The organism is Neptuniibacter sp. QD57_21 (assembly GCF_047778075.1).
Lineage (GTDB): Bacteria > Pseudomonadota > Gammaproteobacteria > Pseudomonadales > Balneatricaceae > Neptuniibacter.
In genome coordinates this window covers 788,351-804,073 of the sequence record NZ_CP180549.1, presented here as the reverse complement: position 1 = coordinate 804,073, position 15,723 = coordinate 788,351, and the positions used below count along the sequence as shown (strand labels likewise).

Sequence of the window (15,723 nt, the reverse complement as noted above, 5' to 3'; positions counted from 1 at the left end):
GCTTGCTTGACCGTACCTAATAGCAATTCAAAAAATTCAATCAACTCTTTAGTTGTAGGCTTGTACGAAAAATGGACCCACTGACTACTATTACGTAAATCGGTTATGTAGAGCTGGTAATAACGCTGACCTTCAACAACAATATCACGCAAGCCAGCTATAAAAACCGACACCCTTTTAGGAAACGAAGACGCATTGAGGACTATATCTCGAGATATCTCTGGCTTTTCCTCTTCTAAAAGACCTACTTCACTTAGATATCTACGTACAGACTTTAGAGACAGTGATTCTTTTAAGCTTTCCTCAAACCACTGCTTTACTTTTTCTGTATTCCAGAGCGTTTTTTCCCCACTAAGATCCATATCAAAGTAAGAGTGGGACAATAAATACTGAAAAGCCTCTTCTGCAGTATAATTTTTCAACCCTTTCATACCGATAGGCCGACCACTCTCTTTTGATAAAACTGCCTGCCAACCACCTTCTAAGAATTTTTTATATGCCGAAATAATGGTAGGATGGCTCAGGCCTGTTTCAACATGAATCTGCTCAAGCGTTTGCTTTTGCAACCTCATCAGAACAGCTTTTTTTCTTAACATCTCGGCTGTTTTAGAAGATCGATCTTTGCTACTCATCGCACAAGCTCAAGTTTTAATCAGTTGTAATATTACGTATAACAAGATAGTCCATCAAGGCAGATATAAAACTATTTATGTCCCCAAATGCACATCAACTTCGCCACACCAATTTCTGGATAGAATCTCAACATAATGGAATATGAAGCTTACCTAACGATCGCCACTGTGATACTGGTTTTAGGCACGCTAATATGTACGCGCTTGGCTTCCGATATCATCTTTATGGCTGCCTTATGTTTTTTGATTATTTCAGGCATTTTGACACCAAGCGAAGCGTTGTATGGGTTTGCAAACCCAGGCGTTATGACAATTGCAGTTTTATACGTTGTTGCCGCAGGATTAAAAGAGACAGGGGCGATTCAGTGGATAGCTGGCCGCATTCTCGGGAATCCTAAAACCATACCCAAGGCTACACTCAAAGTTTTCATACCTTCATCCATCCTCAGTGCGTTCATGAACAACACTGCTGTAGTTGCGATGTTTATTCCATCCATCCAAGATTGGTCGAAACGTAAAGGAATTTCAGCCTCAAAATTGCTTCTACCGCTTAGCTATGCAGCAATTCTAGGAGGCACATGCACCCTTATTGGAACCAGTACCAATCTGGTGATAGACGGCTTACTTCAGTCTACCAAAGACCATGCATTGAGTATGTTTTCCCTAACTTGGGTCGGATTACCGCTCGTTATTTTAGGTGGCAGCTTTCTCTATCTAATTGGCGATAAATTACTTCCTAACCGCCAAGGTGCAGTAGAACAATTAGATCTTGTGCGCGAATACAGCGTAAATGTTATTGTCGAAGAAAATAGCCCTCTGGTTAATCAAACAATCGAAGAGGCCGGCTTACGAAATTTAACCTATGGCTACTTGGTAGAGATATATAGACAATCCCGTATTATTACAGCCGTATCTCCAGACACAGAGCTACTTGCAGGTGACGAATTGGTCTTCGTAGGCGCGCCTGAATGCGCCCGAGAAATTCGTCATTTCCGAGGCCTCATCCCAGCCAATGGCGATGTAGAAATGCTACAAATCACCCACCATGAACGGTGCTTAGTAGAGGCAGTTATCGGCCCCGAGTTCGCTGGCTTAGAACAATCTATCAAAGACTCTCGTTTCCGCACTCGCTTCCAAGCGGCAATTTTATCTGTTTCTAGAAACGGCCAACGTATTGATGGAAAAATTGGTGATATCCGCCTACAGGTTGGCGATACCTTACTTCTGGAAACAAGCCAAGATTTTATTGGTCAATACCGATCCCGAAGAGACTTTTTATTAGTTAGCGCAATCAACGACTCAACGCCTCCTGTTTTTAATAAAGCTCCTACAGCACTTTTAATTTTGATGAGTATGATTTTCTTAAGTGCCAGCGGTCTACTCAGCATATTAGAAAGCGCCTTTTTAGCAGCAGGCGCCATGGTTGTTACCCAATGCGTTTCGATTATTAAAGCCCGCCGTAATATTGATTTTACAGTTATCACAGTTATAGCAGCCTCATTTTCCCTCGGTGCAGCTATGACAAAAACAGGCGCAGCCGATGCAATAGCCAGCAGTATATTGTTCAGTAACGACCTATCACCATGGATAGTTTTAGCACTCCTATACTTACTAACTGTCGTTTTTACAGAGCTAATCACCAACAACGCTGCTGCCATTCTGATGTTTCCTATTGCAATATCAGTGGCAGAGCAATTAGGTGTTAACTATTTGCCGTTTGTGATCGCAATTATGTTCGCAGCCTCAGCAAGCTTTATTACACCTATAGGCTATCAAACGAACCTTATGGTCATGGGCCCTGGTGGATACCACAGCAAAGACTATTTAAAAATTGGCCTACCGATGAGTTTTATCACAGCCATATGCTGCATAACACTAATCCCTCTTATCTGGAATTTTTAGCAAGGAAGACTAATGAACAACCTAGAACAATATGCACAACCTATAAATGAGTTATCCCGCAAAGCAGGACAAGCTGTGTTGGAAATTTATAAAAAAGATTTTGCTATTTATGACAAATCTGACAGTAGCCCGCTAACAGAAGCAGATTTAGCGGCACATACGATTCTAGTTGAGGGATTAAACGCGCTAACACCAGAAATTCCCGTATTATCAGAAGAATCAAACGCCAACGAACAAACAGATCGTTTTAGCTGGGATACTTACTGGCTAATTGACCCTCTGGATGGCACCAAAGAATTCATCAAGAAAAACGGTGAATTCACGATCAATGTTGCGCTTGTCGTATCTGGTCAGCCTGTATTTGGCGTCGTTTACGCACCAGCTATTGACGCTTTGTACTGGGGAGCTGAAGGCGAAGGCGCTTTTAAACAAGAAGGATCAACAGACCCCGCGCCTATCACTGTTAAGGCTGCCCCTTCAGTAAACACAGGCTGGAAGGTTGTAGGTAGTCGTTCTCACCAATCTGAAGAGTTCAAAACCTTCATGGAGAAGCTTCCAGAAGCAGACATTATCGCTATGGGCAGCTCCCTAAAATTGTGCCTGGTTGCTGAAGGTAAAGCCGATCTATACCCTCGCTTAGGCCTAACCAGTGAATGGGATACCGCAGCCGCTCACGCTGTCGTGTTAGCAGCAGGCGGACAAGTACTTAGCACTCAAGATATGAAACCGCTCATCTACAACACGCGCAAAGATACATTGCTAAACCCTCACTTCATCGTATGCTCTGAAGTAAGCCGTTTCTGGGCATAATTCCTACATTTTAGGAAAAAGACCCTTGTAGGAGCCCACCCCGTGAGCGACTGGCCCTTAGGCCTCCTGAAGAGAAACAAATTTCCACGCAGGGCGGCTTCCTACAATCTCAATTACTAGCACTAATAACCTAAGGCCATAAAAGGAAGCCTCCTACTAGCCCCCCCCCTGTAGGAACTCTCCCCGAGAGCTATCACAACAAAAGAATAAATCAAACATCGAACACTGCCCCCCCTAAAAAGCTATCCTTTAGGAACCCAGACCTTAGATTCAAGTACCAACGCCTGCAGCTTCATCCTCAAAGCCTGTTTAGCTTCAGCATCACCATGCACAATCCGTATTTCTTTTGGCATGAAACGCATTCGCTTTACAAAATTAATCAAATCTTTTTGATCTGCATGAGCTGAATATCCACTTATCGTATACACTCCAGCACGGATATTTATCTTTTCATCATCAAGATAAACATACCCACCTCTTGGACCATATTTCTGGATATCCCTACCTGCCGTACCTTGCGCTTGATAACCCACAAACAAAACATCAGTTTTAGGATCACCCAACAATGCCTTAAGGTAATTAACAATCCTCCCTCCAGCACACATACCGCTTGCAGCAATAACGATCGCTGGCCTACCTGATTGCCTAAGATGATTAACTAATCGCTGATGATCATCATGACTATCAATGGTAATCAACTGTTCAAAAGCCAGAGGGTGTCGACCTTGAGATACCTTACGACTAGCTTCTTTATCCCAAAGAGTTTTCAGTGAACGATAATGCTTGGTGAATTCAGCCGCCAAAGGAGAATCCACAATCACATCCAAATTCTTCCAATCAGCAGAACCCTTATAGATAATCTCCTCGATTTCATAAAGTAACTCTTGGGTCCGACCGATACTAAACGCAGGGATCAATACTGTACCTGCATTCGACAAACAACGTTCAAGCACTCGCTTAAGCTCTAAACGCCGCTCTTTGCGACCCTGATGGTTTTTATCCCCATAAGTGCTTTCAATCACTAAGCAATCAGATCGATAAGGTGACTTCGGGGCTGCTAACAAAGGTGAATAAGGAGCACCGAGATCACCTGAAAAAGTCACCCTCTCATCAGGCAACTGAAACTCAACATAAGCCGAACCCAATATATGGCCCGCCATACGAAAACGGCATTTAATCTCAGTTTCTTCGGTAGGAATAGTAAACCATCCATCATAAGGAAACGGTCGCAATAGAGATCGCAACCGACCTATCACCTTATCAATAAGATCACTATCACGACTGATACCCACTTTGATAGCATCTTCAATCACCAACGGTAACAATTGGGCAGTCGCTTCAGTCGCATAAATTGGCTTATTAAACCCTGCAGCAAGCAGATAAGGTATACGCCCCACATGATCGATATGACAGTGAGTAACTACAAGCCCGACTATATTGGATAAAGAAAAATTAATCGCAAGAGAACCTTGCTCAAGATTGGCAGCCTCAGCCCCCTGAAACATCCCGCAATCAATAAGAACCGAATGATCCTTATCAACAAACAACTGATGGCATGACCCAGTCACACCATTAACCGCTCCATGATGAATAATCTTAGCCATTTCAACCTCCCTGTTGATTATTAGCCGTGATCAGCTGATCAATCTACCCCAGCAGAAGTTAATCTATGAACGAATGACAAACTGCTAACTGAAAAAACCTCGTTTCTCACGCAAAAGGGTGACTTCCTACAATACCTACAAATCACTCTGAGGTGACTTCTCCTTCCAAATGAAGCTTACCCTTCATACCCATTAGGATTGTTAGACTGCCAACGCCATGTATCTTCCATCATGTCATCTAGCGTACGCGTAGCTCTCCAGCCCAACTCCTTTTCAGCCTTAGAGGCGTCAGCCCAAAACGCGGGTAAATCTCCCTCTCGCCTATCCGCAAAAGTATATGGAACATCTACACCGGTAATAAGCATAAAAGTCTTAACCATCTCAAGCACAGAAAGCCCATTACCTGTTCCTAGGTTGTAGATATGAACGCCATTCTCATCTAATGAAGAAAGCGCACTCACATGACCATCAGCAAGATCCATCACATGCAGATAATCACGTTCACACGTTCCATCCTCCGTAGGATAATCATCACCAAAGATAGATAGTTCTTTACGTTTACCAACAGCGACCTGACTAATAAAAGGCATTAAATTATTAGGGATCCCCTTTGGGTCCTCCCCAATCAAACCAGTGGGGTGAGCACCAATTGGATTAAAGTAACGCAGCAAAGCAACAGACCATTCAGGATCGGAAGCACACAGATCAGTTAAAACCTGTTCAACCATCGCCTTCGATGCACCATAAGGGTTGGACGTTTTACCTCTAGGCATATTCTCTTCGTAAGGCACAGGAGCATCTTCACCATATACAGTGGCAGATGAACTGAATATCAATTTCTTAACTCCTGCTGCGGCCATAGCCTCACACAGAATAAGCGTCCCACAAACATTATTCTGGTAGTAATCTAAAGGGATTTGAGAGCTCTCACCTACGGCTTTAAGACCCGCGAAATGAATAACTGAATCGATAGAAGAGGCAGAAAAAATTTTATCCAAACATTCTCGATTACGAATATCGCCTTCGATAAAGGTAGGCAAAACACCGCAGATTTTTTCAATTCGACTGAAAACATCCCGGCTACTGTTACATAAGTTATCTAAAACGATTACCTTTTCACCTTGCTCAATCAATTGAACAACGGTGTGTGTACCTATATAACCTGCTCCACCCGTTACCAAAACAGCCACTATTTGGCTCTCCCATATTGGTCTTCAAACCGAACAATATCGTCTTCGCCTAAATAGGAGCCAGATTGCACCTCTATGATCTCAAGCGGTACCTTGCCTGGATTATAGAGTTGATGAAGCTCTCCTAAGGGAATGTATGTTGATTCATTTTCGGAAAGCAGTTTTATTTCATCACCACAACGTACTTCTGCCGTACCTTTCACCACAATCCAGTGCTCTGCGCGATGATGATGCATTTGAAGAGACAACTTCGCGCCTGGATCAACCGTAATATGCTTTACCTGATACCTTTCACCATTATCGATTGAATCATATTTACCCCATGGACGGTAAACTTCTCTATGCTGGAGGTGTTCAGTTCGCCCCTGCTCTTTAACTTGGGCAACAATGCTTTTTACATCCTGAACCCGATTTTTATTAGCTACTAAGAGGGCATCTTTAGTATCCACAATAACTAAATTATCCACACCTAGCGTAGATACCAATCGATCCTCACTATAAACATAACTCGATTGGGTAGATTCCAGAATCACATCACCAGTAGAGACATTGCCAAATTGATCTTTGTCATTAACATCCCAAAGTGCAGACCAACTACCCACATCACTCCAGCCAGCATCCATTGGTACAACTACAGCACAATCAGTCTTTTCCATCACGGCATAATCTATGGAGTCATCAGGACAAGCTGCGAACTTCTCCTTATCCACACGAAGAAAATCCAGATCTTCTGCAGTATGCGACATAGCTCCTTCGCAGGCTGCCAATATATCAGGGCGATGTTCTTTTAACTCTTCGAGGTAGCGATCCGCGCGGAACATAAACATACCGCTATTCCAAAAGTATTCACCACTTCTAAGATAAGCAGTAGCAGTTTCAAGGTCAGGTTTCTCAACAAAGGCTTCAACAGGCATATATTCCTGAGCCCCATCATCCGTTCCTTTAATATAACCGTAGCCCGTCGCAGGTTCAGTTGGAACGATACCGAACGTCACCAAACGCCCCTGTTCCGCTAAAGGCAGCGCGATATTAACCGACTGCTGAAAAGCATCAACATTCTCAATAACATGATCCGCAGCCAAAACCAGCATAACCGAATCACCTTTACCTGCTTTATTAAGCGCTATAGCTGACAATGCTATGGCTGGAGCAGTATTACGCCCCACAGGTTCAAGAATAATTTCCCCTCTGTTATCAACCTGACGTAACTGCTCCGCAACCAAAAAGCGATGTTCCTCATTACAGATAACTTGCAACTCATCCGTACCTAAACCTGATAAGCGCGCAACTGTCTCCTGTAGCATCGTTTTGTCTGATGTAAGAGGTAAAAACTGCTTTGGATACATTTTCCTTGAAAGCGGCCACAACCTAGTCCCCGAGCCGCCAGATAAAATTACAGGAGTAATCATGAATAACCTTTTCCTTCGGTAAAATACCATTTAGTGTGCTCATGCACCTCAGAAGAGCTAAGTAGCTCTTCAACACTAAACCAACGGTAGTCATTATGCTGTTGATCTGGCAACGACAAAACCCGATCAACTTTAAATTCGAACGCATTAACCAGATAGTGTGTGCTTACACCATCCCCCCAGATACTATCAGGGTAAAAATGATCATAAAGGCCTATGTAAGTGGCATCTGAGAATTGAACCTGAATATTGAGTTCATTTAAAACCAAGCGTTCAAAAGCAACATCCACAGATTCATTCTTTAAAATTCTCCCCCCAGGAACAAACCAATCCCCCTTAGCTGGTCGATTAATACGCCTACCAAGAAGAACTCTGCCCTCGGAATTACGAATCACTAAATCAATAGAAACTAGCGGTGTTGAATCGACTATTGTTCGAAAGGTGTCATTATCAAGAAAAGATTCTGTCATACATGGTCCATCGTAATTACAGCATTAGCTAAAATTGAGAAAATGCTGCATAAACCCACAGTGTAGGATGTAGGAGCTCAGCCTCTGAGTGATACGTCAAAACATAAATCAGAGTCTGATTGCGCTCCCTAATAACCTAGCCTCGAAAATCTTCCTGATGCTCAAGGAACCAGTCATAAGTCATTTCCAATCCCTCTTTCAAAGAAATTGAATATTTCCAGCCTAACTGTTCAAGTGTAGAAACATTCATTAGCTTACGCGGAGTTCCATCCGGTTTAGTCGCATCAAACACAACGTCACCTTCAAATCCAACCACCTCAGCCATCGTCAATGCAAGTTCAGCAATAGTGCAATCAACACCTGTACCGACATTGATATGTGAAAGCATTGTTTCAGTGCAATTATCGTACACAGACTTATCTGCATTCATCACGAAAATACTCGCAGCAGCCATATCATCTACGTGTAAAAACTCACGCATTGGCTTGCCAGAACCCCAGACGACCACCTCTTTAGAAGAGGCTAATTTTGCCTCATGAAAGCGGCGCATTAATGCAGGAATCACATGGGAGTTTTCCGGGTGAAAATTATCATTTTCACCGTACAAATTGGTAGGCATTACACTACGGTAATCCACCCCATACTGACGATTATATGATTCACACAATTTAATACCCGCAATTTTAGCAATCGCATAAGGCTCATTGGTCGGCTCTAAGGTCCCTGTCAATAAAGCAGACTCTTTCATTGGCTGCTCAGCCAACTTAGGGTATATACAAGAAGAACCTAAGAAGAGCAGCTTCTTTACACCTGTTTTATAGGCAGAATGAATAATATTGCTTTCTATCATCAGGTTTTCGTATATAAATTCAGCTGGGTATTCATTATTGGCATGAATACCACCTACCTTTGCTGCAGCTAGATAGACTTGATCTATTTGATTTCTAGCAAAGAAATCTGCTACTTGTGCTTGAGATGTGAGATCTAACTGATCCCTCCCGGCTGTAATCACTTTTACGTCTGGCTGAGCCGCCAACTTTCGATAAATAGCTGAACCCACCATGCCTCGGTGGCCTGCAATAAATATATTCATAAACTAAATCCAACTTCCCCATTATGCATCCACTGTTGGAGTAGCGACCTACCAGCAGCATAATCCACTCAAAACAGTGGACACATCGGAGTAACTTTTCATTCCAGAATAGGCATAACGCACTGTGTAACGCTTGGCCACCCACAGAAACAGCTTTATCTTTCTAGTGAAACATTCACGTCATAACCATGCTCTTTCAACAAAGCATGCTGTTTCGCCTGGACAAGATCATTCTGAACCATTTCAGAACACATCTCTTCAACTGTAATCTCAGGTACCCAACCTAACTTAGCTTTAGCTTTAGATGGATCACCTAACAAAGTCTCAACTTCAGCAGGACGAAAATACTTAGGATCTACGCGCACAATTACATCACCAACAGAAAGTGCTGGGGCATTGTCACCATCAATAGCTACAATCTCTGCGTATTCATCAACACCTTCACCTTTAAATTCAAGCGTCACACCTAGTTCTGCAGCTGACATTCGAACAAATTCACGAACAGATATCTGCTTACCGGTAGCAATTACAAAATCTTCAGCTTCATCTTGCTGCAACATCATCCACTGCATACGCACGTAATCTTTTGCATGCCCCCAGTCGCGAAGGGCATCCATATTCCCAAGATATAAGCACTTCTCTACACCTTGAGAAATATTGGCAATTGCACGAGTGATTTTACGGGTAACAAAAGTCTCACCACGACGAGGAGATTCATGGTTAAACAAAATACCATTACAGGCGTACATACCATAAGATTCACGATAATTAACCGTAATCCAATAAGCGTATAGTTTTGCTGCGGCATAAGGAGAGCGAGGATAGAAAGGCGTTGTTTCTTTTTGCGGAATCTCCTGCACTTCCCCATAAAGTTCAGATGTAGAAGCCTGATAGAAACGAGTTTTCTTTTCCAATCCCAAGAAACGGATAGCCTCAAGCAAACGCAGTGTACCAATAGCATCTACATCTGCAGTATATTCAGGTGCCTCGAAAGATACTGCTACGTGAGACTGTGCACCTAAATTATACACCTCATCAGGTTGGATCTGCTGGATAATACGTGTAAGGTTCGAAGTATCAGTCAGATCACCATAATGGAGATGAAAATTAACATTCTCTTCATGTGGATCTTTATAGATGTGGTCTACACGCTCAGTATTAAAGGATGATGCACGACGTTTAATACCGTGAACTTCATAGCCTTTCTCCAATAAAAACTCGGCTAAATATGAGCCATCCTGACCGGTAACACCGGTGATGAGAGCAACTTTTTTACTTTGCATGTATATTTCCTAATTTTTCAGAATTCTTTTCTAAGTGCAAATAGAGATCAGATATAAATCGATCAATTACCTGATCTTTATTTAGATTATCGATAGCATACTTGCGTGCTGTTAGATTGGGAATGCGCGTATCTAAGGTAATAAGTTGTGCCAGAGCATTAATAAAAGCCTTTGAGTTCTCTGGCTCAACAAGCGTGTAGATATTTCGATACTTTTCAGAGATCTTACCCAATTCCGTATGAAGTTCGGCTGTAACAAGTGCGTGCCCACCAACAGAAAGAATGTTCGTTAATTTAGAAGGTAAAACTGCATCAGCAGCCCCTTTCTTTTGTACTACTAAATGAACATCTGCCATGGAGAGGATAGCCGGAATGTCCTCCCAAGGCTGCAAAGGTTTAAACTGTAGATTTTGTAACCCCATATTAGAAGCCATCATTTTGAGTGTATCGGCATAAGCACCACTTCCGATGATAAGAAACTTAACTTTAGGGTCTGATTGAAAATGCTTCGCAGCGTCTAAAACAACCTCCAACCCCTGCTTCTGCCCAATATTTCCTGAATACAAAATTACTTTGTCATCCTGAAAATACCCCCAATCATTTCTAATTGATGATCCATCTACTTCAGGAGTTATAAATTCCGTATCGCTCCAGTTAGGGAAGAAAAGTAATTTTTGCTCTTCTACACCTTTAGAACGAGCATTTTCGAGCATGCTAAATGAAATCGATGAGACTACATCAAAACGCTGGAGTAACCAAGATTCTACATAACGAGCAACGCGCTGAAACAGCCCCTGTTTCCCCATCCCCAAACCAAACATCGCATCTACTTCAAAATCTTGGATATGCATCACAGACAAAGCCCCTGTTAACTTACAGTAGAGTAAAGTAATAGGAGCGCAAAAAAGGGTAGGCTGCACAAGAAAAACAACATGAGGTTTCAACCTCAGATTACTTAACAGCCTCATACCTGAACTAAGGGCGAAACTGGATAAGTGCAAGAGCCTTTTTAGCGTGGAAACACTTTTAGGGACATACAAAGGCGAACGAAGAATCTGAACCCCTGAATCATTAACAGCACTAAACTTATTAGAAAAACCTTCATGCACCTTCCATTCAGGATAATAAGGCGGTGCAGTCATCACAGTAACATTAGCTTTTTTATCCACAAGGTATTGAGCTAAATCACCGTTATATTTACCTATACCTGTAAGTTCAGGTTTGTAATTGAGGCTATAAAGAAGGAATTCCATTTAATCCAACCTTTTCTTAATAGGTTTAGCAGGATTGCCGAAGCAAATCATTCCTTCAGGCATATTACTAAAAACGGAACTGCGGGCACCGATAACTGCGCCCTTCCCTACAGTCACACCAGGTGCTATATAAACATCTGTCGCTAACCAACATTCATCTTCAACAGTAATTTTCTTTGACCAAATAAGAAAATTCGGTTTGTCATAATTATGAGAAGCTGCACAAAGGTAAGATTTTTGTGAAATGACACTATTTGAACCAACCTCTATTTCACCTAAGGTGTACAAAGTAACATCATCACCAACCCACGAATAATCGCCAATTGAGAGTTTCCATGGGTATGGAATCTTCACTGTGGGTCGAATAATAACATTTTTGCCAATCTTTGCTCCAAAAGCTCTCAAGAGAAAACGACGCCATCCATACATGAACTGCGGTGACCAAGCAAAAAAAGTAGACTGTACGAGCCACCAAAGTTGAACATAAAAAGAAGACCTTCCCCTAAAGCCGCTTGGTATAGAGAATGTCGCTAATTTCATAAAATCATTTTGCATTTACTACCTCCAAAATTGAGTAAACATAATGATCTTCTGTATACTTTGCCGCTTCATGTAAGTTGAAATCTGACTTAAGAATGAACTCCTTACGGTTATGTTCAAACTTTTGTAGAGTCTCATTTATTTGCTCAGGGGATTTTATATCAACAAAAAAAGCATTCTGATCACACAATATATCTGGAATTCCTGCATGTTTTGTAGTGATAATCGAATTACCTGTGGTCATAGCTTCTAGTAACGCGATAGGTTGCCCTTCAGAACGGTAGTAAGTAGGGAAGACAAAAACATTCCCCCAAGTCAGAAGCTCTTTCTTTTCAATTCCTTTAACAAGTCCCAAATATCGAACGTTACAACCCAATTCTTGGATATTTTCAAAAACTCTATCTGCTATATTAGGATCAATTCCACCTGCTAATTTCGCCTCAAAGTAAACTCCTTTACTTTTCAATAACCTCAAAGCTTCCAAAAGATCGAAAATTCCTTTTTCCGTCATTAAATTACTTAAATAGACAACCCTCAATCTATCAAATTTTTTTGTAATACTAGGTGCATGCAAATAATTTTCTGCAAAATTAAAAACTGAAAATATTTTAGATCTAGGCAGAAAAGGAGAAAGATTTTTCTCAAGAGATGGCGATAAAACAATCCCTTTAGACGAAGACCCGATCAAAAACTTAATTAATTTCTTTTTGATACCGTTTGATTTTTCATATTCTTGCCACAAATAATTCCCATGCACATGAAAAACAATTTCTTTTCCAAGCATACGAGCAGCTAATATAAAAAGCGAATATTTTACAATACCTAAAAAACTTTGACCTGGAGTTAGATAAATAATATCAGCCCTAAAAACTTTATAGATTGATAAATAATTCTTTAATGCATACGCAGCTTTTTTAAAGGAAAAACTACCAATGTCTTCAGACAGGCTCGTTGCCATATCAATAATTTCAACAGCATACTCTCTTTTTAATAAACCACGTTTCAGAACTTCATTAGCTAAGCTACAACCATGTAAAGGGTCAGGAAAAGGGCCAATAATTAGGATACTTTTTTTCATATTAGCTTTGATCTTTTAAAAATTCATTCATAGAACTCATTAATATTTCGGCCATACTGATTGATGTCAGATTTTGGTATGTGATGTATGAATTTTCAAATATTTCCTTAGCAGAACTTGGATTTGATATAACATAATCAATCGATTCTGCGAGACTAATTACATTATTTCTTTCAAAAAGAATACCATTTATCATATTCTTTATATAAGAAGGCTCTGGCCCCATATGTTTAGTAATATCATTGTGTGCGATTGGTACTAGTGATAAAGACATATAGTGAACTATACTCAAACCGGCATCGCCGGGGTAAACCCCTGCAACTGCACTTTTAGAAATTTCTGAGATAACTTCATCATCAAAAATTGCTCCATGAAAAACAACGTCAATTTCAGCTTTTCTCACATAGGATTTATACTCTTTGATCTTTTCACCATCACCAATTATATCTAATGAGCAAAAAACACTTCTCTTTTTTAGTATTTTCATCGCTTCTAAAAGCAACTCAAGATTAGAGCCTTCTCGTAATCGTCCGATATAGATTAGCCTTTTAGTTTTTACGTTTTTTGTCTCAGGCGTTATAGGGGAACTATTGACGATTGTATTATTCATCACAGCTAACTTATTTGATTGAACACCTATAGCCTCTGCAGTTCGCTTAGAAAAATCCGTATAACATATATACCTTGAACTTAAAATCACAGCAGCTTTGAAAATAATTTTATAAAGTAATTTTGGATTTGGCTTATCATAAAGACCTTGACCGTGCGTAAAAACCGGTATCCTCAACACTTTACTAGAAACCAAGACAGCCCAAAATGAAATTGCTCTAAAATCTGCAGCTATAAATATAGACTTAGGCCTGCATTTGAAAATTTTTTTTACAATCCCTTGCTGGTAATATAATTTCGTACGCTCTCCCAATATAGGCGCATGCAAAATATCTGCAGAAATTTTTTTTAAAGACGCACCGAAATCTTTCTGTTCTTTAATATCAGCCATAATGGTAACTTTATCAAAGAATTGAGAAAGGTCATTAAAAAAAGAAACTCTATATCCAGCAAGAAGAGGCTGAATTATTAACAATTCATTAGATCTCAAAATCATTCACCCTTAGTAAAAACCACCTTACCTTTAATAAAAACAATCACATTTATAAAGACAAGCATAAAAAAAGGCAAAGCAATTACCGCACCAACACTACCCCTAGTAAGTATTGGCAAAGCAGACAGCAAAATTAATCCATTTATATTATTTCCATTTATTAATAGATTCTTCCTAACCAAAAATCTAAATAATAATGAAAACATCAGCGTTCCAAATATAACGCCTAAATATCCAAAGTCATAATACAAGTCTGCCAACACTGGTCCCGAAAGATTCGATGTTCCAACAATTCCGGAATTGTACAAGTCCCCCCCTATGACTAAACCAATTACATGGGGCTTGTCGGGCCAGATATCTCGCGGAATAAAAAATAGAAACAATGCCAAAAGACTTTCCCCATACCCATGACCATATTTATCAACATACTCAAATGTATGAAGAATAATAGTATGTACATCTAAATAGGCTAAGAATTTATCCATTGATAATGAAAAATCAACCAACCCTTCTGCACCGAATCTTGTAGTCAAACTTAAGATTGGCATTAACACTATTAAACCAAACATTATTAATGCTGCAAATTTTCTGTAGTTCAGCATAGAAGGGAATAAGATAATTAACACAGGAAGCCAAGCAATAATCAATGTAAACCTTGCAGTATTTAGGGGGTTAAATAAAACCAAATGCATAAAACACAAAACAAACACAAAAAATAAATTTCTATTATCTTTTAAGCCTGATAGTCCAATAAACAACACAATCATATATATAGCTTCAAAAAGCACCAGATAAACAGGCTTAATAAACTCTTTCTCAAACCTAGGCTTCAACGTATTTTCAATTCCGCCATTCTGAGAAATCAAAATAAAAAACAACACACTTAAAACAATCAATAAAAATGGGATCTTTATATTTATAGCAGTATCTTTAATTGATTTAAGTCCAACTCTAAACGGGATTATTAAACTTGACAAAAAAAGTCCTACGGATACAACAACATACATCTTCAACAAATATTCTTGAGGGTATAAGAAATCAAAATATGGATACTCAACAACAACTCCCATACCAAATAAAAAAGAGTCATTATAAGCAGTTAAGGTTGCTGCTGGCGCTACCACAAAGAATAATGCGGCCATAAACCAAAACATATCAATGACATCAAATTTCTCACCATCATTCAAAGAGACAGAATAAAAAATTATTGACATTACAGGAAAAGCATATATAAAAATACTAATTTCCTTTGCAATCATAAATGCAAAAACGAATAACAGAACCGTAAAAATCAACCTTTGCTTTCTGTAATCATTCACTTTCATTTTTCCGTAGGCTACCCATTTAATTACCAACTA

General features: G+C 40.1%; 13 protein-coding genes. 2 read left to right on the top strand and 11 right to left on the bottom strand.

Going from position 1 to position 15,723, the window contains the following annotated elements:
- The first annotated feature begins 767 nt into the window (after positions 1-767).
- Complete coding sequence (locus ACMXYS_RS03445; protein ID WP_415897586.1) at positions 768-2,534, top strand: SLC13 family permease; 1,767 nt, start codon at positions 768-770, stop codon at positions 2,532-2,534.
- A 12-nt stretch (positions 2,535-2,546) separates the two neighbouring features.
- Positions 2,547-3,344 (top strand): 3'(2'),5'-bisphosphate nucleotidase CysQ, encoded by a 798-nt coding sequence (cysQ, locus tag ACMXYS_RS03440; RefSeq protein WP_415897585.1) that lies wholly within the window; start codon positions 2,547-2,549, stop codon positions 3,342-3,344.
- A gap of 242 nt (positions 3,345-3,586) precedes the next feature.
- Here cysQ and ACMXYS_RS03435 read toward each other — a convergent pair whose 3' ends face one another.
- The 11 genes from ACMXYS_RS03435 to ACMXYS_RS03385 all read right to left on the bottom strand — a co-directional run bounded on the left by ACMXYS_RS03435 (position 3,587) and on the right by ACMXYS_RS03385 (position 15,684).
- A complete protein-coding gene (locus ACMXYS_RS03435) occupies positions 3,587-4,948 on the bottom strand; it encodes an MBL fold metallo-hydrolase (protein WP_415897584.1) in 1,362 nt (453 codons plus the stop codon).
- A gap of 176 nt (positions 4,949-5,124) precedes the next feature.
- Positions 5,125-6,138, bottom strand: a complete 1,014-nt coding sequence (gene galE, locus ACMXYS_RS03430; protein WP_415897583.1) for a UDP-glucose 4-epimerase GalE — start codon at positions 6,136-6,138, stop codon at positions 5,125-5,127.
- On the bottom strand, positions 6,138-7,547 hold the full coding sequence (locus ACMXYS_RS03425) for a mannose-1-phosphate guanylyltransferase/mannose-6-phosphate isomerase (protein WP_415897582.1): 1,410 nt from the start codon (positions 7,545-7,547) through the stop codon (positions 6,138-6,140). The genes galE and ACMXYS_RS03425 overlap by 1 nt, the downstream gene beginning before the upstream one ends.
- Positions 7,544-8,017: a GDP-mannose mannosyl hydrolase gene (locus tag ACMXYS_RS03420; RefSeq protein ID WP_415897581.1), complete on the bottom strand. Its 474-nt coding sequence runs from the start codon at positions 8,015-8,017 to the stop codon at positions 7,544-7,546. The genes ACMXYS_RS03425 and ACMXYS_RS03420 overlap by 4 nt, the downstream gene beginning before the upstream one ends.
- Before the next feature lie 136 nt (positions 8,018-8,153).
- Positions 8,154-9,110, bottom strand: coding sequence for a GDP-L-fucose synthase (gene fcl / locus ACMXYS_RS03415; RefSeq protein ID WP_415897580.1), 957 nt, complete (start codon positions 9,108-9,110; stop codon positions 8,154-8,156).
- A gap of 155 nt (positions 9,111-9,265) precedes the next feature.
- Entirely contained in the window at positions 9,266-10,393 is a 1,128-nt protein-coding gene (gene gmd, locus ACMXYS_RS03410) for a GDP-mannose 4,6-dehydratase (RefSeq protein WP_415897579.1), read from the bottom strand.
- Positions 10,383-11,645, bottom strand: a complete 1,263-nt coding sequence (locus ACMXYS_RS03405) for a WcaI family glycosyltransferase (RefSeq protein ID WP_415897578.1) — start codon at positions 11,643-11,645, stop codon at positions 10,383-10,385. The genes gmd and ACMXYS_RS03405 overlap by 11 nt, the downstream gene beginning before the upstream one ends.
- Complete coding sequence (locus ACMXYS_RS03400; RefSeq protein WP_415897577.1) at positions 11,646-12,200, bottom strand: putative colanic acid biosynthesis acetyltransferase; 555 nt, start codon at positions 12,198-12,200, stop codon at positions 11,646-11,648.
- A complete protein-coding gene (locus tag ACMXYS_RS03395; protein WP_415897576.1) occupies positions 12,190-13,263 on the bottom strand; it encodes a glycosyltransferase family 4 protein in 1,074 nt (357 codons plus the stop codon). The genes ACMXYS_RS03400 and ACMXYS_RS03395 overlap by 11 nt, the downstream gene beginning before the upstream one ends.
- A 1-nt stretch (position 13,264) precedes the next feature.
- Complete coding sequence (locus ACMXYS_RS03390; RefSeq protein WP_415897575.1) at positions 13,265-14,362, bottom strand: glycosyltransferase; 1,098 nt, start codon at positions 14,360-14,362, stop codon at positions 13,265-13,267.
- A gap of 2 nt (positions 14,363-14,364) precedes the next feature.
- Positions 14,365-15,684 (bottom strand): hypothetical protein, encoded by a 1,320-nt coding sequence (locus ACMXYS_RS03385; protein WP_415897574.1) that lies wholly within the window; start codon positions 15,682-15,684, stop codon positions 14,365-14,367.
- Positions 15,685-15,723: the final 39 nt, after the last annotated feature.